The 23107-nt window shown below is 66.9% G+C and carries 19 protein-coding genes; 12 read left to right on the top strand and 7 right to left on the bottom strand.

What is annotated here, in order from left to right:
• Nucleotides 1–11 precede the first annotated feature (11 nt).
• Complete coding sequence (locus tag ACOYJQ_RS03900) at nucleotides 12–2036, top strand: acetyl/propionyl/methylcrotonyl-CoA carboxylase subunit alpha (RefSeq protein WP_433456588.1); 2025 nt, start codon at nucleotides 12–14, stop codon at nucleotides 2034–2036.
• A 3-nt stretch (nucleotides 2037–2039) separates the two neighbouring features.
• Nucleotides 2040–2951 (top strand): hydroxymethylglutaryl-CoA lyase, encoded by a 912-nt coding sequence (locus tag ACOYJQ_RS03895; RefSeq protein ID WP_433456586.1) that lies wholly within the window; start codon nucleotides 2040–2042, stop codon nucleotides 2949–2951.
• Here ACOYJQ_RS03895 and ACOYJQ_RS03890 read toward each other — a convergent pair whose 3' ends face one another.
• The gene (locus tag ACOYJQ_RS03890; protein WP_433456584.1) at nucleotides 2952–3482 is read right to left on the bottom strand and encodes an isochorismatase family protein; all 531 of its coding nucleotides are present in this window, start codon (nucleotides 3480–3482) and stop codon (nucleotides 2952–2954) included.
• A 248-nt stretch (nucleotides 3483–3730) separates the two neighbouring features.
• On the opposite strand from ACOYJQ_RS03890, the gene ACOYJQ_RS03885 reads away from it, so the two are divergent.
• The 8 genes from ACOYJQ_RS03885 to ACOYJQ_RS03850 all read left to right on the top strand — a co-directional run bounded on the left by ACOYJQ_RS03885 (nucleotide 3731) and on the right by ACOYJQ_RS03850 (nucleotide 13096).
• Nucleotides 3731–4405, top strand: a complete 675-nt coding sequence (locus ACOYJQ_RS03885; RefSeq protein WP_433456582.1) for a Crp/Fnr family transcriptional regulator — start codon at nucleotides 3731–3733, stop codon at nucleotides 4403–4405.
• Between the two features lie 202 nt (nucleotides 4406–4607).
• On the top strand, nucleotides 4608–6575 hold the full coding sequence (locus ACOYJQ_RS03880) for an AMP-dependent synthetase/ligase (RefSeq protein ID WP_433456580.1): 1968 nt from the start codon (nucleotides 4608–4610) through the stop codon (nucleotides 6573–6575).
• A gap of 43 nt (nucleotides 6576–6618) precedes the next feature.
• Entirely contained in the window at nucleotides 6619–7440 is an 822-nt protein-coding gene (locus tag ACOYJQ_RS03875; protein WP_433456578.1) for an ABC transporter ATP-binding protein, read from the top strand.
• A 10-nt stretch (nucleotides 7441–7450) separates the two neighbouring features.
• Nucleotides 7451–8407, top strand: coding sequence for a branched-chain amino acid ABC transporter permease (locus ACOYJQ_RS03870; protein WP_433456576.1), 957 nt, complete (start codon nucleotides 7451–7453; stop codon nucleotides 8405–8407).
• A 12-nt stretch (nucleotides 8408–8419) separates the two neighbouring features.
• Nucleotides 8420–9496: a branched-chain amino acid ABC transporter permease gene (locus tag ACOYJQ_RS03865; RefSeq protein WP_433456574.1), complete on the top strand. Its 1077-nt coding sequence runs from the start codon at nucleotides 8420–8422 to the stop codon at nucleotides 9494–9496.
• A gap of 50 nt (nucleotides 9497–9546) precedes the next feature.
• On the top strand, nucleotides 9547–10884 hold the full coding sequence (locus ACOYJQ_RS03860) for an ABC transporter substrate-binding protein (RefSeq protein WP_433456572.1): 1338 nt from the start codon (nucleotides 9547–9549) through the stop codon (nucleotides 10882–10884).
• Between the two features lie 56 nt (nucleotides 10885–10940).
• Complete coding sequence (locus ACOYJQ_RS03855) at nucleotides 10941–11786, top strand: ABC transporter ATP-binding protein (RefSeq protein WP_433456570.1); 846 nt, start codon at nucleotides 10941–10943, stop codon at nucleotides 11784–11786.
• Nucleotides 11787–11851: 65 nt separating this feature from the next.
• Complete coding sequence (locus ACOYJQ_RS03850; protein WP_433456568.1) at nucleotides 11852–13096, top strand: phenylacetate--CoA ligase family protein; 1245 nt, start codon at nucleotides 11852–11854, stop codon at nucleotides 13094–13096.
• A gap of 65 nt (nucleotides 13097–13161) precedes the next feature.
• Here the strand turns inward: ACOYJQ_RS03850 and ACOYJQ_RS03845 are convergent, their stop codons facing one another.
• Genes ACOYJQ_RS03845 through ACOYJQ_RS03825 form a run of 5 tightly spaced genes read right to left on the bottom strand, consistent with a single transcriptional unit; the run spans nucleotide 13162 to nucleotide 19191 of the window.
• Nucleotides 13162–14319, bottom strand: a complete 1158-nt coding sequence (locus ACOYJQ_RS03845; RefSeq protein WP_433456566.1) for a CaiB/BaiF CoA transferase family protein — start codon at nucleotides 14317–14319, stop codon at nucleotides 13162–13164.
• A 10-nt stretch (nucleotides 14320–14329) separates the two neighbouring features.
• Nucleotides 14330–15457: an acyl-CoA dehydrogenase family protein gene (locus tag ACOYJQ_RS03840; protein WP_433456564.1), complete on the bottom strand. Its 1128-nt coding sequence runs from the start codon at nucleotides 15455–15457 to the stop codon at nucleotides 14330–14332.
• A gap of 25 nt (nucleotides 15458–15482) precedes the next feature.
• A complete protein-coding gene (locus ACOYJQ_RS03835; RefSeq protein ID WP_433456562.1) occupies nucleotides 15483–16673 on the bottom strand; it encodes an acetyl-CoA C-acyltransferase in 1191 nt (396 codons plus the stop codon).
• 58 nt (nucleotides 16674–16731) lie between these two features.
• Nucleotides 16732–17499 (bottom strand): SDR family NAD(P)-dependent oxidoreductase, encoded by a 768-nt coding sequence (locus ACOYJQ_RS03830; RefSeq protein WP_433456560.1) that lies wholly within the window; start codon nucleotides 17497–17499, stop codon nucleotides 16732–16734.
• An 18-nt stretch (nucleotides 17500–17517) separates the two neighbouring features.
• Nucleotides 17518–19191 carry an acyl-CoA synthetase gene (locus ACOYJQ_RS03825; protein ID WP_433456558.1) on the bottom strand — a complete coding sequence of 558 codons (1674 nt, stop codon included), beginning with the start codon at nucleotides 19189–19191 and terminating at the stop codon, nucleotides 17518–17520.
• A 319-nt stretch (nucleotides 19192–19510) separates the two neighbouring features.
• Here ACOYJQ_RS03825 and ACOYJQ_RS03820 point away from each other — a divergent pair, with 319 nt between their 5' ends.
• Nucleotides 19511–20518 (top strand): AraC family transcriptional regulator, encoded by a 1008-nt coding sequence (locus ACOYJQ_RS03820; RefSeq protein WP_433456556.1) that lies wholly within the window; start codon nucleotides 19511–19513, stop codon nucleotides 20516–20518.
• Here the strand turns inward: ACOYJQ_RS03820 and ACOYJQ_RS03815 are convergent.
• Nucleotides 20510–21415: a LysR family transcriptional regulator gene (locus tag ACOYJQ_RS03815; RefSeq protein WP_433456554.1), complete on the bottom strand. Its 906-nt coding sequence runs from the start codon at nucleotides 21413–21415 to the stop codon at nucleotides 20510–20512. The two genes, ACOYJQ_RS03820 and ACOYJQ_RS03815, sit on opposite strands and share 9 nt — an antisense overlap.
• A gap of 178 nt (nucleotides 21416–21593) precedes the next feature.
• On the opposite strand from ACOYJQ_RS03815, the gene ACOYJQ_RS03810 reads away from it, so the two are divergent.
• On the top strand, nucleotides 21594–23090 hold the full coding sequence (locus ACOYJQ_RS03810; RefSeq protein WP_433456552.1) for a CoA-acylating methylmalonate-semialdehyde dehydrogenase: 1497 nt from the start codon (nucleotides 21594–21596) through the stop codon (nucleotides 23088–23090).
• The last annotated feature ends 17 nt before the right edge of the window (nucleotides 23091–23107 follow it).

Raw genomic sequence — 23107 nt, 5'->3', positions numbered from 1 at the left:
CGGAGGATGACATGACAAGAAGAATCAAGAAAATCCTCATCGCCAACCGTGGCGAGATCGCCTGCCGCGTGGCGGCGACAGCCCGGCGCATGGCGATCCGCACCGTCGCCGTCCATTCCGACATCGACGCCCACGCGCAATTCGTCGCCGCCTGCGACGAGGCCGTGCCGCTCGGCGGCAACGCACCGAAGGACAGCTACCTGCGGGCGGAGAAAATCATCGCAGCCGCAAAAGCAACGGGCGCGGACGCCATCCACCCCGGCTACGGCTTCCTGAGCGAGAACGCGGACTTCGCCGCCGCCTGCGCGGAAGCGGGGCTCATCTTCATCGGCCCGCCGGCCGCCGCCATTTCGGCCATGGGGCTGAAGGCGGAATCGAAGCGCCTCATGGAGAAGGCCGGCGTGCCGCTGGTTCCGGGCTATCACGGCGCGGATCAGGATTTCGACCTGCTGGCGGCGGAGGCGGAGCGCATCGGCTATCCGCTGATGATCAAGGCGAGCGCCGGCGGCGGCGGCAAGGGCATGCGCATCGTCGCCTCCGCCGATGCATTCGCGGAAAACCTCGCCTCCTGCCAGCGCGAGGCCATCAACAGCTTCGGCAGCGCCGCCGTGCTGATCGAGCGCTATGTGCAGCGTCCGCGCCATGTGGAAATCCAGGTGTTCGGCGACGCGCACGGCAATTACGTCTATCTGTTCGAGCGCGACTGCTCGGTGCAGCGCCGCCACCAGAAGGTGCTGGAGGAGGCCCCGGCCCCGGGCCTGAGCGCAGCACGACGCCGGGAAATGGGCGAGGCCGCCATCGCCGCCGCGCGCGCGGTGGGTTATGTCGGCGCGGGCACGGTCGAGTTCATCGCCGAGCCCGGCTGCGACGGCGATCTCTCCTTCTATTTCATGGAGATGAATACCCGCCTTCAGGTGGAACATCCGGTGACGGAGGCGATCACCGGGCTCGATCTGGTGGAATGGCAAATCAGGATCGCGGGCGGCGAGCCGCTGCCGCTGCATCAGGACGAGTTGACCATCACCGGCCACGCCATCGAGGCGCGCATCTGCGCCGAGAACCCCGACAACGACTTCTTGCCGGCAACGGGCCGTCTCGACATTCTCCGCCTGCCGGCGCACGCGGCTTTCGCCGCCAACCCCAACGGCGCGCGCATCGACTCCGGCGTGCGCGAGGGCGACGACATCTCGCCGTTCTACGATCCGATGATCGCCAAGCTCATCGTTCACGGCGAAACGCGCGAGGAAGCGCTGGCGCGGCTCGATGCGGCGCTGGCGCAGACGCATATCGTCGGCGTCGCCACCAACGTGGCTTTTCTGCGCCGCGTGGCGGCCAGCCGCGCTTTCGCCACCGCCGATCTCGACACGGCGCTGATCGAGCGCGAGCGCGAGGCGCTGTTCGGCGTCGAGGGCCTGCCGTTCGCGACTACGGCCGCCGCCACGGTCGCGCATATCCTGCAAGCGGAACGGGCGCTGGCCGATGCCGATGCCCGCAAGGACCCCTGGTCGCACCGCGACGGCTGGCGCATCAGTGGGCCGGTGACGCGCCGGCTCGTGCTGGAACACGGCGAGGCGCGGGAAACCGTCGCCTTCACCGCCCTCGACGCGCGCAACGCGCGGCTCGACATCGCCGGAACGACGCACGATCTCGCCTTCGACAATGCCGGCGACCTCGTTCTCGACGGCCGGCCGCTGCATGTCGTCACCTACCGCACGGGTGAAATCTTCTCCGTTTTCGCCAATGCCGGCAGCGCCGTCGTTCATCTCGTCGATCCGCTGGCGCATGCGGGCGAGGCGGAGCAGGAGGCGGGCCGCCTCACCGCGCCGATGCCGGGCAAGGTCGTCGCCCTTCTGGTCGCGGCGGGCGACACGGTGGCGAAGGGCCAGCCGCTCGCGGTGATGGAGGCGATGAAGATGGAGCACACCATCAAGGCGCCCGTCGACGGCACCGTCGCGGAATTTTTCTATCAGATCGGCGATCAGTTGACGGAGGGCGTGGAACTGCTGCGCCTCGAAGCCATCCAGCAGGCGGGGTGAACCATGAGCGCGTTACCCGAAAAGGTAGGGATCGTGGAAGTCGGCCCGCGCGACGGGCTGCAAAACGAAAAACAGTTCGTGTCGACGGCGATCAAGGTGGAACTCATCGACCGCTTGCAGGCCGCGGGAATAAAGCACATCGAGACGACGAGTTTCGTGAGCCCGAAATGGGTGCCGCAAATGGCGGACAACGCCGCCGTGATGGCCAACATCACGCGCCGCGACGATGTGGTCTATTCCGTGCTGGTGCCCAACATGAAGGGGTATGAAGCGGCGTTGCCGACCGGCCCCACGGAAATCGAGGTGTTCGGTTCGGCGAGCGAAGCTTTCAGCCGGAAGAACATCAACTGTTCCATCGCGGAAAGCATCGAGCGCTTCGCGCCCGTCGTGGCGGCGGCGCGGGAGGCGGATATTCAGGTGCGCGGCGCCATCTCCTGCGCGCTGGGATGCCCATACGAGGGCGAGATCGCGCCGGACAAGGTCGCCTACGTGGCACGGCTGATGAAGGACATCGGCGTGCAGCATGTGGGCATCGCGGACACCATCGGCGTCGGCACGCCGCGCGAGGCGCGGGCGGCGGTGGAGGCGGCGCTCTCCGTCTACGACGTCGCGGACGTATCAGGGCATTTCCACGACACCTACGGACAGGCGCTCGCCAATATCCATGCCGTGCTGGCGCTCGGCATCCGCCAGTTCGACGCCTCGGTCGCCGGGCTCGGCGGCTGCCCCTATGCCAAAGGGGCCACCGGCAACGTGGCGACGGAGGATGTCGTCTACATGCTCCACGGCCTCGGCATCGAGACCGGTATCGATCTCGACGCGCTGGTGGATGCCGGCGCCTTCATCTCGGAGGCGATCGGCAGGCGCAACGGCTCGAAGGTCGCCAACGCGATTCTCGCCAGACGCGCGGGCTGATCATTTGATGAGCGCAATCGCCTCGCGGAAGGCGGGATGGTCGGCATTCTCCAGCCACTCGAAAATCACCATCTCGCCGGTCACGATTTCGATACCGTGATGCGCCAGCCGCCGCAGCGCGATCTCCTTGTTGAAGGAGGCGCGCGAGCCGATCGCATCCGCCGCCACCACGGGCCTGAAGCCGAGCCGCAGCAGCCCGAGGGCGGTTTGCAGCACGCAGACATGCGCTTCCCAGCCCGTCACCACCACTTGCCCGCGTTTCAGATCGAGGGCTTGCGGAAGGCCGGGCTCGCCGGCGGCGTCGAATGTGCGCTTGGCGATCACCTGCCCGGCCAGCGGCAGCAATTCCGGGCTCGTCGCGCCGAGTTTCTCGGGAATCTGCTCCGTGGCGATGACCGGCACGCCGACGAGCCCCGCCACACGCGCCAGACGTCCGGCAACGTCGATGGTCTGTTGCGCCCCGTCAATGACAGGGGCAAGGCGATGCTGAAAATCCACAAGCAACAGGGTCGAGTGTCGTGCAACCAGCATGGTTCCTCCCGTTCTACGATAGCGCCGACAATCGGGCGCGCCCGTTATGTGCTCCGCCTGCCCGGGCGCGAATCTCCCGGCGGAGATCCTGACGGCGCCGGGAGCGCGCGAGGGGCTTGAGCAAAAATGCGCGTCAGACAATACTGCCTCCGGACAACGCGCGAAAGTTCTGCAATCGGTTGATATATTGCCGATGAACAGCCGATACGGGATAAGACGCACGAGGCCGGCAGAAAGCGGGAACACCCTTGATAACCGCAGACTATCTTTCCAGCATCGCCCCCTGGGCGCAAGACCTGACGGCCGCCGAGCGCGAACGCGCGGCGCGCGGCAGCGTGGAGAAGCATTTCGCCAAGGGTGATTACATCTGCCACGAGGGCGGCCGCATGAACTACTGGTGCGGCGTGGCGAGCGGCATCGTCAAGGTCGGCACCATCTCGACGCACGGCAAGGCGGTCACTTTCGCGGGCGTTCCGCCGTCCGGCTGGGTCGGCGAGGGCTCGGTGCTGAAGGACGAAATCCGCCAGTACGATATCGTCGCCCTGCGCGATTCGCGCGTGGTGCTGATGCAGAAGACCACCTTCCACTGGCTGTTCGAGAACTCGGTGGGCTTCAACCGCTTTCTGGTGCGCCTGCTCAACGAGCGGCTGGGGCAATTCATTGCCACGGTGATCAGCGACCGCATGTTCGATGCCCGCGCCCGCGTGGCGCGGTCGCTCGGCTGGCTGTTCAACCCGATACTCTATCCCGGCGTCGGGCGCTTCCTCGACATCAGCCAGGAGGAACTCGCGCTGCTGTGCGGCCTGTCGCGCCAGGCCGTCAACAAGGCCCTGAAGGAACTGGAGGAAGAGGACCTGCTCACCCTGGACCGCAACGGCATCCGCGTCGTCGATCTTGCCGGCCTGTCCCGATACGGCGCATGAATGCGACAAGACATTTCGTCAAAAGCGCAGAATAAGCAACAATACCATTAAACAGAACATTCTGTCTGTCAAGCGGACGGTTGCAAAGAAAACCAATCCGCGCGATTTTGCAGCATAAGAGAGAGAAGCCGGGCGTTGCGCCACGGCCTCCGGAGGAAACGTCATCAAGCCTTTTCAAGGCTTTACAGGAGGGTTGCGCGTCATGACGACGAACGCTTCCGCACGTCTCGACACCTTTCCGAAGCTACTTGCGCACAATGCAGCCGTGCGCGGCACGCGGCCTGCCATTCGCCACAAGGACTACGGCATCTGGCAGACATGGACCTGGGCCGAGAGCCTCGAGATCGTCCGCGCCTATGCGGCGGGTCTCTCCGGCATCGGCGTGCGCCGCGGCGACGCCGTCGCCATCGTCGGCAGCAACCGGCCCAAGCTCTACTGGTCGGTCATGGCGGCGCAATGGCTGGGCGCCGTCCCCGTGCCGGTCTATGCCGACGCGGTGGCGGACGAACTCGCCTATGTGCTCGCCAACGCCGAAGTCAAATATGCCGCCGTGCAGGATCAGGAGCAGGTCGACAAGCTGCTGTCGGTCTCGGACCGTCTGCCGCACCTGGCGCATCTTTTCTACGACGAGCCGCGCGGCCTGCGCGAATACGACCACGAGAAGCTGCACGCCATCGACGAAATCATCAGCATCGGCCGCGACGCGCTCACCGAGAACGCGGTGCGCGAGCGCATCGACGCCAGTCTCGAACGCGGCTCGGGCGACGACGTCTCGATCATTCTCTACACCTCCGGCACCACGGGCCGCTCCAAGGGCGTGGTGCTGACGGCGAAGGGCTGCATCGACGCCGCCACCGACACGGTGAAGTTCGACAGGCTCACCGACCGCGACGAGGTGCTGGCCTACCTGCCGCTGGCCTGGGTGGGCGATCACTATCTCAACTATGCGCAGGGGCTGGTGGCGGGCTTCTGCATGGCCTGCCCGGAATCGCCGGAAACGGCGGAGCAGGATCTGCGCGAGATCGGCCCCACCTTCTACTTCGCGCCGCCGCGCGTGTTCGAGTCGCTGCTGACCCGCGTCATGATCCGCATGGAAGATGCGGGGCCGACGAAGCGCAAGCTGTTCCACTATTTCATCGGCGTGGCGAAGAAATACGGCGAGAAGCTGCTCAACGGCGAATCCGTGCCGCTCGCCGGGCGCCTGCTCTACGGGCTCGGCAGTATCCTCATCTACGAGCCGCTCAAGAACGTGCTCGGCTTCACCCGCATCCGCGTCGCCTACACGGCGGGCGAGGCGATCGGGCCGGACCTGTTCTCCTTCTACCGCTCGCTGGGGATGAACCTGAAGCAGCTCTACGGCCAGACGGAAGCCTTCCTCTACGTCACCGCCCAGCCCGACGGCCAGATCCGCGCCGACACCGTCGGCCCGCCCACGCCCAACGTCGAGATCCGCATCGCGGAGAGCGGCGAGGTTCAGTTCCGCTCGCCGGGCCAGTTCCGCGAATATTACAAGGACCCGGAAAAGACCGCCGAGACGCTGACGGAAGACGGTTTCGTCAAGACGGGCGACGCCGGCTTCTTCGAGCCCAACGGGCACCTGCGGATCATCGACCGGGCGAAGGATGTCGGGAAGCTGTCGCAAGGCGCGCTGTTCCCGCCCAAATACGTCGAGAACAAGCTGAAGTTCTTCCACAACATCAAGGAGGTGGTGGCCTTCGGCGACAGCCGCGATTTCGTCACCTGCTTCCTCAACATCGATCTCACTGCCGTGGGCAACTGGGCGGAGCGCAACAACGTCTCCTACGCCTCCTATCAGGAGCTCGCCGGCCATCCGCGCGTCTACGACATGTTGCAGAAGAACATCGAGGAGGTGAACCGGGCGCTGGCGCAGGAGCCGATGATGGCGGGCGCGCAGGTGCATCGCTTCCTCATCCTGCACAAAGAACTCGACGCCGACGACGGCGAACTGACCCGCACGCAGAAGGTGCGCCGCTCCTTCATCGCCGATCGCTACAAGCCGCTCATCGACGCGCTCTACTCCGGCAAGACGGAAGAGGACATCACCACCGAAGTGACCTTCGAGGACGGCCGCAAGGGCTCCATCTCGGCGCGCGTGAAGATCCGCGACGTGGCGGTGGTCCCGGCCGCCCCGGCGAAGAAGGCGGCATGAGGGGGCAAGCATGAGAACGCCAGACATCACGGGAGCGCCGCATATGGGAACGCCGAACTCCGGCAGCACGGGAGGCGCGACGGGCGCGCTGCACAAGGGCGACCTCCTGCTCAGCGTCGAAAACGTCTCGCTGCGCTTCGGCGGCGTCAAGGCCATCACGGATGTCTCCTTCGACATCCGCAAGGGCGAGATCCGCGCCATCATCGGGCCGAACGGCGCGGGCAAGACCTCGATGCTCAACGTCATCAACGGCTTCTACAATCCGCAGGAAGGGCGCATCACCTTCCGCGGCGAGACGCGCGCCCGCATGCGGCCGAGCGTGGCGGCGGCGCAGGGCATCGCCCGCACCTTTCAGAACGTGGCGCTGTTCAAGGGCATGTCGACGCTCGACAACATCATGACAGGGCGCACGCTGAAGATGCATCGCGGCTTCTTCTGGCAGGTGCTGCGCCACGGCCCCGCCTTGCGCGAGGAAATCGAGCACCGCAAGTTCGTCGAGGAAATCATCGACTTCCTCGAAATCGAGGCCATCCGCAAGACGCCGGTCGGCCGCCTGCCCTACGGCCTGCAAAAGCGCGTGGAACTCGGCCGCGCGCTCGCCATGGAGCCGGAGCTGCTGCTGCTCGACGAGCCCATGGCCGGCATGAACCTGGAGGAGAAGGAGGACATGTGCCGCTTCATCCTCGACGTCAACAACCAGTTCGGCACCACCATCGCGCTGATCGAGCACGACATCGGCGTCGTCATGGACCTCTCCGACCGCATCGTGGTGCTGGAATACGGCCGCAAGATCGCCGACGGCACGCCGGACGTGGTGAAGAGCGATCAGAAGGTCATCGACGCCTATCTCGGCGTGGCGCATTGAGGAGGAAGCCATGGAAATCCTGTACAATATCTTCCTCGATCCCTTCGTGCAGATGGCCGGCGCACCGGACCTGCTCGTCCAGACGCTGTGGGAGGGGCTCGTCTCCGGCGTGCTCTACGCGCTGATCGCGCTCGGCTTCGTGCTGATCTTCAAGGCGTCGGGCGTGTTCAACTTCGCGCAGGGCATCATGGTGGTGTTCGCGGCCCTCACCCTGGTGGGCCTGTTCGAGATCGGCGTGCCGGCGCTGATCGCCCTCGTGCTCACCGTGGCCATCATGTACGGGCTCGCGGTCGGCGTGGAACGGGTGATGCTGCGCCCGCTCGTCAACCAGCCCGACATCATCCTGTTCATGGCCACCTTCGGCCTGACGTATTTCCTCATCGGCCTCGGCGAGCTGGTGTTCGGAGGCAATCCCAAGTCCATGATCACGCAGGAGCTTTACCTGCCCACGGGCTCCGTCGACTTCGATATCCTCGGCGGCTTCGTCTCGTTGCAGAAGCTCGACATCGCCGCGGCGCTGATCGCCTCGATCATGGTGGCGGGGCTTGCCGTCTTCTTCCAGAAGACGCGCATCGGACGCGCCCTGCGCGCGGTGGCGGACAGCCACAAGGCCGCGCTGTCGGTGGGCATCTCGCTCAACCAGATCTGGGTGATCGTGTGGTTCACGGCGGGCGTGGTGGCGCTGACCACCGGCATCATGTGGGGCGCGCGCTCGGACGTGTCCTTCGCGCTCCAGATCGTCGGGCTCAAGGCGCTGCCGGTGCTGATTCTGGGCGGGTTCACCTCGGTGCCAGGCGCCATCGTCGGCGGGCTCATCATCGGCATCGGCGAGAAGCTCGGCGAATTCTACTGGGGGCCGCTGGTGGGCGGCGGCATCGAGAGCTGGCTCGCCTATTTCATCGCCCTCGTCTTTCTGCTGTTCCGGCCGCAGGGCCTGTTCGGCGACAAGATCATCGAACGCATCTGAGGAGGATCGGACATGTTTTACCGTGAGGCCGGTCAGTTCAAGACCAATTACGCCGACGACATGGCGATCTTCCCGATCCTTCAGGACAAGATCGGCGTGGCGATCATCCTCGCCGCCGCCTTCGTGGCCGTGCCGCTCCTGGGGGGCAGCTTCTTCATCAACGCGGTGATGATCCCGTTTCTTGTCTATGCGCTCGCCGCGATCGGGCTCAACCTGCTCACCGGCTATACCGGGCTGCTGTCGCTCGGCACCGCCGGATTCATGGGCGTCGGCGCTTTCGCCTGCTACAAGCTCACCACCGCCTTTCCGGGCGTGAACATCATCGTCTGGGTGCTGGCGTCGGGCTTCTTCTCGGCTCTGGTGGGCGTGTTCTTCGGCCTGCCCAGCCTGCGCATCAAGGGCTTCTACCTCGCGGTGACGACGCTCGCGGCGCAGTTCTTCCTGCAATGGTGCTTCGTGCGCATCCCGTGGCTGACCAACAACAACATCTCGGGCGCGATCGAGGTGCCCACGCGCACGTTGTTCGGCGTCGCCATCACCGGCCCCAACGCCGCCCCCGAGGTGCGCTACCTCGTCGTGCTGTCGGTCGTGGCGCTGCTGACGCTCGCGGCCGCCCATCTGGTGCACGGACGCATCGGGCGCATGTGGATGGCGGTGCGCGACATGGACATCGCGGCCGAACTCATGGGCATCAAGCTGCTGCCGACGAAGCTGCTCGCCTTCGCCGTCTCGTCCTTCTACGCCGGCGTGGCGGGGTCGCTGATGGTGTTCCTCTATCTCGGCTCGGCGGAGCCGGACGTGTTCTCCATCCACCTGTCGTTCCTGATCCTGTTCATGGTCATCATCGGCGGGCTGGGCAGCCTCATCGGCTCGTTCATGGGCGCGGCCTTCATCTTCATCCTGCCGATCATCCTGCGCTACCTGCCCGAAAGCCTCGGCATCGCGGTGAGCGCGGCGACCATCGAGCACCTCAACCACATGATCATCGGCGCGCTCATCATCGCGTTCCTGATCGTGGAACCGCACGGCCTCGCCCGCCTTTGGCAGACGGCCAAGCAGAAACTGAGAACGTGGCCGTTCCCCTACTGAGAACGCGCCATCCAACGAAGCCGCAAGAGCTTCACCCAAGGGAGAGAGAAATGTCCAACAAAAGCAAGCTACTGACGCTTTCCGCCATTCTCGCCGCATCGACGGCGCTCGCGGCCCTCGCGCCGGCGCCGGTGCACGCGCAGGAAGAGATCTACGTGCCGCTGTTCACCTACCGCACCGGGCCGTTCTCGGGCTCGGGCATCCCGATCGCCAACGGCATGCACGACTACCTGGCGCTTCTCAACGAGCGCGACGGCGGCATCGGCGGCATCAAGCTGCGCCTTGAGGAATGCGAGACGGGCTACGACGCCAAGAAGGGCGTGGAATGCTACGAGGCCGTGAAGGGCAAGAAGCCCGTCATGGTCAACCCGTGGTCGACAGGCACGACGCTCTCGCTCATTCCCAAGGCCGGCGTCGACAAGGTGCCGGTGCTGTCCATGGCCTACGGCCTTTCCGCCTCCGCCGACGGCGAGAGGTTTCCGTGGATCTTCAACCCGCCGAACACCTACTGGGACGGCATTTCGATGATCCTCTCCTATATCGGCCAGCAGGAGGGCGGGCTCGCGAAGCTCAAGGGCAAGAAGATCGGCTACATCTATCTCGACGCCGGCTTCGGCAAGGAACCCATTCCGCTGCTCGAATCCCTGTCGAAGGAAATCGGCTTCGACCTCAAGCTCTATCCGGTGCCGGCCGACAACATCCAGAACCAGTCCTCGCAATGGCTCAGCGTGCGCCGCGACCGGCCGGACTACATGGTGCTGTTCGGCTGGGGCGCGCTCAATCCGACCGCGGTCAAGGAAGCGATCAAGATCAACTATCCGATGAACAGGTTCGTCTCGATCTGGTGGCCGGGCGACGATGACGTGCGCTCCGCCGGCCCCGGCGCCAAGGGCTTCAGGACCCTCAACTGGCACGGCGTCGGCGCCGGCTTCCCCGCGCTGGAGGACATCAAGAAGCATCTCGTGGACGCGGGCAAGAGCAAGACCGACAAGGCCAAGGTCGGCGAGGTGCTCTACAACCGCGGCGTCTACAACGCGCTGCTGATCGCGGAAGGCATCGCCAACGCGCAGAAGATCACCGGCAAGACGGCCGTCACCGGCGAGGACGTGCGCCGCGGGCTCGAATCCATCGACATCACGCCCGAGCGCCTGAAGGAACTGGGCCTCGAAGGATTCACCGAGCCGCTGAAGCTCACCTGCAAGGACCACAACGGCCACAAGGCCACCTTCCTCCAGGAGTGGGACGGCGAGAAATGGGTGCGCGCCACCGATCTCGTCGAGCCGCTGCACGACCGCGTGAAGCCGCTGCTTCAGGCGGCCGCGAAGGAATACGCCGAGAAGAACACCGGCTGGCCGACGCGCACCGAGCCCTGCGACCAGCCCGCCTGACCTTTCCCTGCAAGAAATCCCTCTCCCCGCGCGGGAGAGGGACGGAGGGTTTTCGAATGAGCCTCAATCCCGCACCCATCGCGACGCCGGAAGCGGCGGCCGACACCATCCTGTCGGTGAACAACATCGAGGTCATCTACGACCACGTCATCCTCGTGCTCAAGGGCGTGTCGCTGACCGTGCCGAAGGGCGGCATCGTGGCGCTGCTCGGCGCCAACGGCGCGGGCAAGACGACGACGCTCAAGGCCGTCTCAAACCTGCTGCATGCGGAACGCGGCGAAGTCACCAAGGGCAACATCGCCTTCAAGGGCGAGCGCGTCGACCGCCTGTCGCCCAACGAGCTGGTGCGGCGCGGCTGCATCCAGGTGATGGAGGGCCGCCATTGCTTCGGCCACCTCAACATCGAGGAAAACCTGCTCACCGGCGCCTTCACCCGCCGCGACGGCTGGGGCGCGGTCAAGCGCGACCTCGAAAAGGTCTACGACTACTTCCCCCGCCTGCGCCAGCGCAAGAACTCGCAGGCCGGCTACACCTCTGGCGGCGAGCAGCAGATGTGCGCCATCGGCCGCGCCATGATGTCGAAGCCCTCCATGATCCTGCTCGACGAGCCGTCCATGGGCCTCGCGCCGCAGGTGGTGGAGGAAATCTTCGAGATCGTGCGCGAGCTCAACACGAAGGAGGGCGTCTCCTTCCTGCTTGCCGAGCAGAACACCAACATCGCGCTGCGCTACGCCACCTATGGCTACATCATGGAGACGGGCCGCATCGTCATGGACGGCGAGGCGGCGGCGCTGCGCGAGAACGAGGACGTGAAGGAATTTTATCTGGGCGTCGGCGGCGCGGACCGGAAATCCTTCCGCGAGGTGAAAAGTTACAAGCGCCGCAAGCGCTGGCTGTCCTGACGGATCGGCCGCCGGCGCTGCAAGCCCCCACAGTTCCCGAAATTCCAAAAATGCGGAGAAACGGCATGACCGCCTTCAACCACCAGATCGAGACCCGCGATCCTGCCGAGCGGGAAGCCGATCTTTTCGCCGCGCTTCCGGCCGTGCTCGACGCGGCGCGGGAGCTTCCCGCCTGGGCCGAGCGCCTTGCGGAAATCGACCCCGCTGCCGTCCGCGACCGGGCCGCGCTCGCCCGCCTGCCGGTGCTGCGCAAATCGGACCTGCCTTCGCTGCATGCGGCCCAGTTGCCCTTCGGCGGGCTGCTGGCGCCGCCCTCGCCCGTCTACTCGCGCCTGTTCGCCTCGCCCGGCCCCATCTTCGAGCCCGAGGTGAACGGCCGCGACGCCTGGCGGTCTGCCCGCGCGCTCTATGCCGCCGGGTTCCGCGAGGGCGAGATCGTGCTCAACACCTTCTCCTATCATCTCACGCCCGGCGGCTTCATTTTCGATTCCGGCGCCCATGCCCTCGACTGCCCGGTGATCCCGGCCGGGCCGGGCAACACCGAGACGCAACTCCAGATCATCGCCGCCTATCGGCCCGCCGGCTATACCGGCACGCCGGACTTCCTGAAGATCCTCCTCGACACCGCCCGCGACAGGGGCGCGGACGTCTCATCGATCAGGAAGGCGGTGGTCTCCGGCGCGGCCTTCCCGCCCTCGCTGCAAAAGGAGATCGCGGAGCGCGGCGTCGAAGCCTATCAGGCTTATGCCACCGCCGAGATCGGCGTCATCGCCTATGAGTCCTCCGCCCGCGAGGGGCTCATCGTCAACGAAGGGCTCATCGTCGAAATCGTGCGTCCCGGCACCGGCGATCCGGTGGCGGAGGGCGAGATCGGCGAGGTGGTGGTGACGGCGCTCGATCCGCTGCACCCGATCATCCGGCTGGCGGTGGGCGACCTCTCCGCCATCCTGCCGGGCGCCAGCCCCTGCGGGCGCACGAACCAGCGCATCCGCGGCTGGCTGGGCCGCGCGGACCAGACGACGAAGGTCAAGGGCATGTTCGTGCGCCCCGAGCAGATCGCCGAAATCGGCCGCGCCCACCCCGGCATCGGCAAGCTGCGCCTCGTCGTCTCCCGCGCCGGCGAGGCCGACCACATGACGCTGCACGCAGAAACGCCCGTCACCGATCCCGCCGAGGCCAAGGCGCTGATCGGCGCGCTGACCGCGACCCTGCAAGACATCACCAAGGTGCGCGGCACGGTCGAGATCGCCGCGCCGGGCGAATTGCCCAACGACGGCAAGGTCATCGCCGACGAACGCGACTATAAATAAGCAGGAAGGCAGACAGAAGCCGGGGCGCTTCCGTTTCAAGCGGAAGTGCCCCGGCCTGCATCGGATCAGATCGCGCCGGCCTCGCGCAGCGCCGCGATGCGGGCGTCGTCGAAGCCCCAGCCGGCCAGCACGGGGGCGGCATCCTCCGCCGGCGCTTGCGGCGGCGAGGCCACCGCGCCGGGCGTGCGGCCGAAGCGCGGCGCGGGGGCGGGCTGCGTCACGCCCGCCACCTCCACGTAGGTGCCGCGCGCCGCGTAATGCGGATGCGCCTGCGCCTCCTCCCAATCGAGCACCGGCGCCACGCAGGCGTCGGTGCCGTCATAAATGGCAGCCCATTCGTCGCGGGTCTTCCGGCGTATGCGTGCGGCGATCCTGTCGCGATAGACGGGCCACAGCGCCTCGTTGTGCTGATCGGCGAAGTCGTCGAACGGCAGTTCCGCCAGTTCCAGAAACAGCCGGTAGAACTGCGGCTCGATGGCGCCGACAGAGAGCCATTTGCCGTCGGCGCATTCGTAGACGCCGTAGTAGTGCGCCCCGCCGTCGAGCTGGTTCTCGCCGCGCCTTTTGTTCCACAGGCCGGCGGCGCGCATGCCGATGATCATGGCGGAGAGCGTCGCCACGCCGTCGACCATCGCCGCGTCCACCACCTGCCCCTTGCCCGATCCGCGCGCCTCAAGCACCGCGCTGACGATGCCGAGCGCCAGAAACGCGCCGCCGCCGCCGAGATCCGCGACGAGGTTGAGCGGAATGGCGGGCGGCCCGCCCTTCGTGCCGATGGCGTTGAGCGCACCGGTGAGCGCCAGATAGTTGATGTCGTGGCCCGCCGTCTTCGCCAGCGGCCCCGTCTGCCCCCAGCCGGTCATGCGGCCGTAGACGAGACGCGGGTTTCTGGCCAGCGCGACATCCGGCCCCAGCCCGAGCCGCTCCATCACGCCCGGCCGGAAACCCTCGATGAGCGCATCCGCGGCGCCGATGAGGTCGAGCACGGCCGCCTTGCCCGCCTCCGACTTGGCGTCGATGGCGACGGAGGGACGGCCGCGCGCCAGCAGATCGTGCGGCCCGTTCAGAAACGGCAGCGCCGGGCGCGCGTTCTTCGGGTGAATGCGCAGCACCTCCGCGCCCAGATCGGCGAGCAACATCGCGGCGAACGGCCCCGGCCCGAGGCCGACCATCTCCACGATGCGCACGCCGGCAAGCGGCCCGCGCGAAACGGGTTCCGTCATATCGGTCTCCTCACAGATCGCGGGCGATGACGATACGCTGCACGTCGCTGGTGCCCTCGTAGATCTGGCACACGCGCACGTCACGGTAAATACGCTCGACGGGGAAATCGGCCAGATAGCCGTAACCGCCGTGGATCTGGATGGCGTCCGAGCACACCCGCTCCGCCATTTCGGAAGCGAAGAGCTTGGCCATGCTCGCCTGCTTCAGGCACGGCAGGCCCGCTTCCTTCAGCGCGGCGGCGGAAAGCACCAGCCCGCGCGCCGCCTCGATCTGCGTCGCCATGTCGGCAAGGCGGAAGGCGACCGCCTGATGCTCGACGATCGGCTTGCCGAACGTCACCCGATCGCGCGCATAATCGCGCGCCGCCTCGAAAGCGGCGCGGGCCATGCCGACCGACTGCGCCGCGATGCCGATGCGCCCGCCCTCCAGATTGGACAGCGCGATGGCGTAGCCCTGCCCTTCCCTGCCGAGCAGCAGGCTCTCGTGGATGCGCATATCGTTGAAGGCGAGCTGGCAGGTGTCGGACAGGTGCAGGCCGAGCTTGTGCTCGACGCGCACCACCTCGTAACCGGGCGTGTCGGTGGGCACGATGAAGGCGCTGATGCCCTTCTTGCCCGCCGCCGGATCGGTCACCGCGAACACGATGATGACCTTGCCCGTCTTGCCCGAGGTGATGAACTGCTTGGCGCCGTTGATGACGTAGTGATCGCCGTCCTTCACCGCGCGCGTTTTCAGGGCGCTGGCGTCGGAGCCCGCCTGCGGCTCGGTGAGGGCGAAGCCGCCGATGGCCTCGCCGCTCGCCAGCGACGGCAGGAAGCGCTGCTTCTGCTCCTCGGTGCCGTAACGGTAGATCGGCATGTAGCCCACCGACGAGTGCACGCTCATGATGGTGGAAATCGCCCCGCAGCCGGCGGCGATCTCCTCGATGGCGAGCGCGTAGGCGACCTGCCCGGCGGCCGAACCGCCGTATTCCTCCGGCAGCAGCATGCCGAGGAAGCCGAGCTCGCCGAGTTCCCGCATGGCCTCGCGCGGGTATTCGCTCGTGCGGTCCCATTCCTCCGCGAAGGGCTTCAGCCGCTCCTGCGCGAACTGGCGCGCGGCCTCCTGAATGGCGGCCTGATCTTCCGTCAGGATCATGGTTTCTTCCTCCCTCTCACGTTTTTCAGTTCAGCCGCTCGACCGCGATGGCCGTGGCCTCGCCGCCGCCGATGCACAGCGAGGCGACGCCGCGCTTCAGGCCGTGGGTTTTCAGCGCCGCGAGCAGCGTCACGATCACCCGCGCGCCGGATGCGCCGATGGGGTGGCCGAGCGCGCACGCGCCGCCGTGGACGTTGACCGTCGCGGCATCGAGGCCCAGATCGTGGATCGCCGCCATGGCGACGACCGCGAACGCCTCGTTGATCTCGTAAAGGTCGACGTCGTTCTTCGTCCAGCCGGTGCGCTCGAACAGTTTCCGGATCGCGCCGATAGGCGCGGTCGGGAACAGGTTCGGCGCATGCGCGTGGGTGCTGTGGCCGCGGATCGCCGCCAGCGGCGTAAGCCCGCGCTTCTGGGCCTCCGACAGGCGCAGCAGCACCAGCGCCGCCGCGCCGTCCGAGATCGACGAGGAATTGGCCGCCGTCACCGTGCCGCCCTCGCGGAAGGCGGGGCGCAGCGTCGGGATCTTGTCGAATTTCGCCTTCGGCGGCTGCTCGTCGTCGGATACGACGCGCTCCGCCTTGCCGGCCTTGACCGTCACCGGCGCGATCTCGTCGCGGAACAGGCCGTCGGTGATCGCCTTCTGCGCCTTCGTCAGCGAGCCGATGGCGTATTCGTCCTGCGCCTCGCGGGTGAACTGGTAGCTTTCCGCGCAATCCTCGGCGAAGGTGCCCATCAGGCGGCCCTTGTCGTAGGCATCCTCAAGGCCGTCGAGGAACATGTGGTCGAGCACCCGTCCGTGGCCCATGCGGTAGCCGGCCCGCGCCCGGTCGAGCAGATAGGGGGCGTTGCTCATGCTTTCCATGCCGCCCGCCACCGCGACCGTGGCGCTGCCGGCGAGGATGAGGTCATGGGCGAGCATGGCGGCCTTCATGCCCGAGCCGCACATCTTGTTGACGGTGGTCGCGCCCGTCGACAGCGGCAGGCCGGCGCCGAGCGTCGCCTGGCGCGCGGGGGCCTGCCCCTGCCCCGCCGGCAACACACAGCCGAACACGACTTCCTCAACCTGTTCGCCGGCGACACCGGCGCGCGCCAGCGCGGCGCGGATGGCGTCGGCACCGAGCTGCGCGGCGGCGACATCCTTGAAATCGCCCTGGAAACCGCCCATCGGCGTGCGGGCGTAGCCGGCGATAACGATCGGGTCCTGTGCACTCATGACTGTTCCTCCCTCGCAGTAGCGTATGATTTCGGCGTCCGTTTACCTGAGCACCAGCTTATTTCGGCGCCATCCGCAGCGCGCCGTCGAGGCGGATGACCTCGCCGTTGAGATAGGTGTTTTCCACGATATGCTGCACCAGCGCCGCGTATTCCGGCGGCTTGCCGAGCCGCGCCGGAAAGGGCACCGTCGCGTTGAGCGAGGCGCGCACTTCCTCCGTCATCGCGGCCATCATCGGCGTCTCGAAGATGCCGGGGGCGATGGTGACGACGCGGATGCCGAAGCGGGCGAGTTCGCGCGCCACCGGCAGCGTGAGGCCCGCCACGCCCGCCTTGGAGGCGGCATAGGCCGCCTGCCCGATCTGCCCGTCGAAGGCGGCCACGGAAGCGGTGTTGACGATCACGCCGCGCTCACCGTCCTCGCCCGGCTCGTTGCGGGAGATGGCCTCCGCCGCGAGCCGCAGCACGTTGAAGGTGCCGACCAGATTGATGTTGATGACACGGGCGAAGCTTTCAAGCGCATGCGGCCCGGCCCGGCCGATGACGCGCTCGCCCGGCGCGACGCCGGCGCAATTGACCAGCCCGTCGAGCCGGCCGAAGGCCTCGACCGCCACCTGCACCGCCGCCTGCGCCTGAGCGGCGTCGGTGACATCGGTGGCGATGAAGCGGGCCGCCTCGCCCAGTTCCCGCGCCTTCGCCTCGCCGGCCTCGCGGCCGATGTCGGCGAGCACCACCTTCCCGCCCAGCGCGACGAGATGGCCCGCCACCGTCGCGCCCAGGCCCGACGCGCCGCCGGTGATGAGAAAGACTTTTTCCGCGATCTGCATGTCGTCCGTTCCTTGTCCTTACGCGCCCTGCGCTTCCCTGGCCTTGGCGATCTCCTGATTGCGCAGGATGAAGCGTTGCAGCTTGCCGCTCGGCGTTTTCGGCAGTTCGGCCACGAACTCGATCTCGCGCGGGTAGGAATGCAGCGACAGGCGCTTGCGCACATACTGGCGCAGTTCCTCGGCCAGTTCGTCCGAGGGCGCATATTTATCCGACAGCACCACGAACGCCTTGACGATCTCGGTGCGCTCGGGATCGGGCTTGCCGACGACGGCCGTCTCAACCACCGCCGGATGCTCGATGAGCGCGCTTTCCACGTCGAAGGGGCCGATGCGGTAGCCCGACGAGGTGATCACGTCGTCAGAGCGGCCGACGAAGGCGACGCTGCCGTCTTCCGCCATCTCCATCACGTCGCCGGTGAGGTAATAGCCGCCGGTGATGGCCGGCGTCGGCTGGTTGAGATAGCCGGTGAACCATAGTAGCGGCGAGCGCGCGATGTCGATGGCGAGCACGCCCGGCGTTTGCGGCGGCAGTTCCTTCCGGTTCTCGTCGAGGATCGCCACGCGGTAGCCGGGCAGCGGCACGCCGGCCGAACCCTGATGCACCGTATGCTTGAGGCGATGATGGTTGCATACTACCATGCCGAGTTCCGTCTGGCCGTAATGGTCGTAGATCGGCGCATCGAGATGCTCGGCGAACCAGCGGATCACTTCGGGATTGAGCGGCTCGCCGGCGCTGCTCACGCGCCGCAACTGCCCCTTGACGATCGCGGCCTCCTCGGGACCGGCGGCGATCAGCAGACGGTAGGCGGTGGGCGAGCCCGCAAGGCTGGTGACGCCGTACTTCTTGATGATGCGGTAGGTGTCCTTCACCGTGAAGCCGCCGTCGTAGAACATCGTGGCGTGGCCGAGCAGCAGCGGCCCGGTGACGGCGTAGTAAAGGCCGTAGGCCCAGCCGGGATCGGCGATGTTCCAGAAAACGTCGTCCGGGCGCAGATCGACGGATTCACGCATGTAGGCGGCGAAGCTCAGCAGCGCGTTGAGCGGCACCGGCACGCCCTTGGGCAGGCCCGTCGTGCCCGATGTCGACATCAGCAGGAAGAGGTCGCCGCCCCGGCGCAGCACCGGCTCGAAGGTGTCGGACTGCCGGTCGAGTTCCGCCGCGAGGTCGATGTCGCCCTCGGGCAGCGGCGCATCGGCGGGCACGCGCGCGATCCTGAATGTCAACCCCTCCACCTCGTCGAGCTTGGCGCGGTTCGCGGTGTCGGTGACGATGAGCTTCGCGCCGCTGGTGCGCAGGCGGTGCTCGATGGCCTTGGGACCGAAGGCGGTGAACAGCGGCTGGTAGACCGCCCCCGCCCGCCACGTTCCCAGAATGGTGATCAGGAGATCGGGCGTGCGCGGCAGCAGGCCCGCCACCACATCGCCCGCGCCGATGCCGTGCGCGGTGAGGAAATGGGCGAAACGCGCCGAAAGCCGCTGCAATTCGGCGAAGGTATATTGCGCCGAGCGGCCGTCCTGGCTTTCCCAGTAAAAGGCGACGCGGCCCGTATCCGCCCAGCGGTCGATGGTCTCGACGCAGGCGTTGACGCCGTCCGCCAGATTGCCCGCGAGCGTCGCCGCAGCCGCGTCCGGATCGAAAGCCGCATAAGCCTGGGCGTAATCGCGCTCGAACGTGTCGGTTTGATGCACCACGATAAACCTCCCACAAGTCCGTGATTGTTTGTCGACATGCGCCGGAAGGCCGTTCCGGGACTGGCCGGGGCTCCCCTATGGCCGGGGCTGCCCGTGGCCAAGATTACCCATAACCAAGATTACCCATAGCCAGGATTACCCGTGGCGATGAACAGCAATTGGTCGCACGTAAAACTTCTCTTTGCCCATTGTGCTATCGCGCAACGATGTGGCATTCAATGACGGAACTTGCAGGAATGATATGAGCGATTTTGCCATAAAATCTCCGGCCGCCGACCCACGGCCCGCCCTCCAGACGGGAGCCCGCCCGGAGCGGCGGATGATCACCCTCGGCTTCGTGCAGGAGGCGCTGGAGCCGATGCGCGAGCGCGGGCTCGATGTCCTGCCGGTGCTGCGGATGGCGGGCATCACGCCGAGCGAGCTTGCCCGGCCGCAGGGGTATGTCACGGCGGATCAGTACGGCGCCCTGTGGCTCGGCATCGCCGACGCCCTGCGGGACGAATATTTCGGCTTCGGCGCGCGCGCCATGCGGCCGGGCAGCTTCACCATGATCGGCCGCGCGGTGCGCGACAGTCCCGATCTGGAGCGGGCGCTGCGGCGGACGCTGCGGTTCCTGACGCTGATCATCGACGAGCCGCGCGGCGTGCTCACGGTGGAAGACGGCCTCGCCATCATCACCCTGCACGAGACGTCGCCGGCGCGTTCGGCCTTCGCCTACCGCGCCTACTGGATCGTGCTACATGGCCTTGCCTGCTGGCTGGTGGGGCGGCGGCTGCCGCTGCGGCGCGTGGATTTTCGCGGGCCGGAGCCGCAAAGCGGCAGCGACTATCGCCTGTTCTTCGGCGCGCCCGTCACCTTCGATTGCGCGCGTAGCGTGCTTGCCTTCGACGCGCGTTTCCTGCGTCTGCCGGTCAACCGCACGGAAGCGGCGCTGAAGGAGTTCCTGCGCCGCGCGCCCGCCAACATCCTCATCCGCTACCGCTACGATTCCGGCCTCAACGCCGATGTGCGGGCGCGACTCAACGGCATGCCGCCGGCGCTGTGGCCCGACTTCGAGGGCATGGCGAAAATCCTGCGCGTGCCGCCCTCCACCCTGCGCCGCAAGCTGCGGCGGGAGGGCGAGGGCTATGCCGAGATCAAGGACGAACTCCGCCGCGAGCTGGCGTTCACGGCGCTTGCGTCAACCGACAGACGCATCGGCGACATCGCCGCCGATCTCGGTTTCGCCGAGCCCAGCGCCTTTCACCGCGCCTTTCGCAAATGGACGGAGCTGACGCCCGACGCCTACCGCCGGCAGAAACGAGCGGATGGCCAGCCTTCATTCTGACGCGGGCAGGAACAGCGCCTTCGCCCGGCGCACCTCGTCGGCGATGAAATCGGCGGTGACGCGGATGCGCGCCAGATCGCGCATGTCGCTGTGCACCAGCAGCCAGAAGCTGCGCGTCAGTTCCACACCGGGCAGCACGCGCGCCAGCCGCGCGTCGCCCGCCACGAGAAAACACGGCAGCACGCACAGGCCCGCGCCCGCCACCGTCGCCTGATACTGCGCGATGAGGTTCGAACTCTTGATGCGCGGCACGATGCCGCGCGCCACCGACGACAGATAGTCGAGCTCCGGCGCGAAGATCATGTCGTCGATGTAGCTGATGAAGGGTTTCGCGGCGCAATCCTCCACCGTGGCAATGTCTTGCCATAATTCCCGCCGGTCGGCGGCGGCGTAGAGCCCGAGCGCGTAATCGGTGAGCAGCCGCGCGTGAAGACGGCCATGGGAAGGGCGCGACAGGGTGATGGCGATATCCGCCTCCCGCTGCGACAGGCTGAAGTTGCGCGGCGTCGCGACGATCTGGATGTCGAGCCCCGGATGCGCCTGCGACAGCCGCCCCACGGCGGGCGCGAGGAAGGCGGTGCCGAAACCGTCCGGCGCGCCGATCCGCACCGCGCCCGAGACGGTGGAGCGGCTGTCGGCCATCTCCGATTGCAGCGCGATCACGGTGCTTTCCATGCCTTCCGCGTGCCGGAGCAGGTTTTCCCCGTGGGTGGTGAGCGTGTAGCCGGTCATGGTGCGCTCGAAGAGCGTCGCGCCGAGCGAAGCCTCCAGCGCGGCAAGGCGCCGGCTCAGGGTGGAATGGTCGATGCCCAGACGCCGCGCCGCCACGGTGAGCCGGCCCGCGCGCGCGATGGCGAGAAAGGATTGCAGCAGATCCCAGTTGAACGGCTGGACCAACGTATGCGTCTCCCCGACGTTTCCTATGCGAATCCTTGCACAACGATGCCGGAATTTTGCCGGTACCGCCATGCAGAAATCCATGCCAAACAAATCGGACCGACTGCAACGACAAGAAATGCAGAATTTCCAAATGCGGCACTTTCATCAATCCGCATCAGCTTCCGGGAGCGACATCATGAACGACATCGGACATTTCATCGGCGGCCGCCGCGTGGCCGGGCGCAGCGGGCGTTTCGCGGACGTCTACAATCCTTCCACGGGTGAAGTGCAGGCGCGCGTGGCGCTGGCGAGCCGCGAGGAACTGCGCGAGGCGGTGGAGAACGCCAGGGCCGCGCAGCGCGGCTGGGCGGCACAGAACCCGCAGAAGCGCGCCCGCGTGCTGATGAAGTTCCTCGAACTCGCCCACAAGGAATACGACTCCCTCGCGGAACTGCTCGCCAGCGAGCACGGCAAGACCGTGCCGGACGCGAAGGGCGACATTCAGCGCGGGCTGGAAGTGGTGGAGTTCGCCATCGGCATCCCGCACCTGCTCAAGGGCGAGTACACCGATTCCGCCGGCACCGGCATCGACGTCTATTCCATGCGCCAGCCGCTCGGCGTGGTGGCGGGCATCACGCCCTTCAACTTCCCGGCCATGATCCCGCTGTGGAAGGCGGCGCCCGCGCTTGCCTGCGGCAATGCCATGATCCTGAAGCCGTCCGAGCGCGACCCCTCCGTGCCGCTGCGCATCGCCGAACTGTTCCTCGAAGCGGGCCTGCCGGCGGGCGTGCTCAATGTGGTGAACGGCGACAAGGAGGCGGTCGACGCCATCCTCGACGACGCGGACATCAAGGCCGTCGGCTTCGTCGGCTCCTCGGCGATCGCGCAATACATCTACACGCGCTCGGCCGAGACCGGCAAACGCGCCCAGTGCTTCGGCGGCGCGAAGAACCACGCCCTCATCATGCCCGACGCCAACCTCGACCAGACGGTCGACGCCCTCATCGGCGCGGGCTACGGCTCGGCGGGCGAGCGCTGCATGGCGATCTCCGTCGCGGTGCCGGTGGGCAAGGAGACGGCGGACCGGCTCATCGAGAAGCTCGCGCCGCGCGTGGAAAAGCTGCGCATCGGCCCGGCCACCGACGCCGCCGCCGACTACGGCCCGCTGGTGACGCGCCAGGCGCTGGAGCGCGTCGAATCCTACATCGACGCCGGCGTGAAGGAAGGCGCCTCGCTGCTCGTGGACGGGCGCGGCTTCAGGCTGCAAGGCTATGAGAACGGCTTCTACATCGGCGGCTCGCTGTTCGACAACGTGACCACCGACATGACCATCTACAAGGAAGAGATCTTCGGGCCGGTGCTCTCCGTGGTGCGCGCGGAGAACTATGAGGAAGGGCTCGCGCTCGCCTCCGACCACGAATACGGCAACGGCGTCGCCATCTTCACCCGCGACGGCGATGCGGCGCGCGACTTCGCGGCGCGCGTCAACGTCGGCATGGTGGGCGTCAACGTGCCGATCCCGGTGCCGATCGCCTATCACACCTTCGGCGGCTGGAAGCGCTCGGGCTTCGGCGACCTCAACCAGCACGGCCCGGATTCGATCCGCTTCTACACCAAGACGAAGACGGTGACCTCCCGCTGGCCCTCGGGCATCAAGGACGGGGCGGAATTCGTCATCCCGACCATGCGCTGATTTTCCGGATTTCGGCC

It is taken from the genome of Pseudochelatococcus sp., assembly GCF_050946405.1.
GTDB lineage: Bacteria > Pseudomonadota > Alphaproteobacteria > Rhizobiales > Beijerinckiaceae > Pseudochelatococcus.
Note: the sequence above shows the minus strand (reverse complement) of the source record. Positions and strands in the feature narration are given on the sequence as shown.

Excerpts from the sequence above, each read along its gene's own strand:
- ACOYJQ_RS03870 (WP_433456576.1), top strand. The coding sequence starts at position 7,451 with ATGGAAATCCTGTACAATATCTTCCTCGATCCCTTCGTGCAGATGGCC.
- ACOYJQ_RS03845 (WP_433456566.1), bottom strand. The coding sequence starts at position 14,319 with ATGACGGAACCCGTTTCGCGCGGGCCGCTTGCCGGCGTGCGCATCGTG.
- ACOYJQ_RS03860 (WP_433456572.1), top strand. The coding sequence starts at position 9,547 with ATGTCCAACAAAAGCAAGCTACTGACGCTTTCCGCCATTCTCGCCGCA.
- ACOYJQ_RS03835 (WP_433456562.1), bottom strand. The coding sequence starts at position 16,673 with ATGAGTGCACAGGACCCGATCGTTATCGCCGGCTACGCCCGCACGCCG.
- ACOYJQ_RS03830 (WP_433456560.1), bottom strand. The coding sequence starts at position 17,499 with ATGCAGATCGCGGAAAAAGTCTTTCTCATCACCGGCGGCGCGTCGGGC.
- ACOYJQ_RS03820 (WP_433456556.1), top strand. The coding sequence starts at position 19,511 with ATGATCACCCTCGGCTTCGTGCAGGAGGCGCTGGAGCCGATGCGCGAG.
- ACOYJQ_RS03850 (WP_433456568.1), top strand. The coding sequence starts at position 11,852 with ATGACCGCCTTCAACCACCAGATCGAGACCCGCGATCCTGCCGAGCGG.
- ACOYJQ_RS03855 (WP_433456570.1), top strand. The coding sequence starts at position 10,941 with ATGAGCCTCAATCCCGCACCCATCGCGACGCCGGAAGCGGCGGCCGAC.
- ACOYJQ_RS03890 (WP_433456584.1), bottom strand. The coding sequence starts at position 3,482 with ATGCTGGTTGCACGACACTCGACCCTGTTGCTTGTGGATTTTCAGCAT.
- ACOYJQ_RS03865 (WP_433456574.1), top strand. The coding sequence starts at position 8,420 with ATGTTTTACCGTGAGGCCGGTCAGTTCAAGACCAATTACGCCGACGAC.
- ACOYJQ_RS03895 (WP_433456586.1), top strand. The coding sequence starts at position 2,040 with ATGAGCGCGTTACCCGAAAAGGTAGGGATCGTGGAAGTCGGCCCGCGC.
- ACOYJQ_RS03880 (WP_433456580.1), top strand. The coding sequence starts at position 4,608 with ATGACGACGAACGCTTCCGCACGTCTCGACACCTTTCCGAAGCTACTT.
- ACOYJQ_RS03900 (WP_433456588.1), top strand. The coding sequence starts at position 12 with ATGACAAGAAGAATCAAGAAAATCCTCATCGCCAACCGTGGCGAGATC.
- ACOYJQ_RS03875 (WP_433456578.1), top strand. The coding sequence starts at position 6,619 with ATGGGAACGCCGAACTCCGGCAGCACGGGAGGCGCGACGGGCGCGCTG.
- ACOYJQ_RS03840 (WP_433456564.1), bottom strand. The coding sequence starts at position 15,457 with ATGATCCTGACGGAAGATCAGGCCGCCATTCAGGAGGCCGCGCGCCAG.
- ACOYJQ_RS03810 (WP_433456552.1), top strand. The coding sequence starts at position 21,594 with ATGAACGACATCGGACATTTCATCGGCGGCCGCCGCGTGGCCGGGCGC.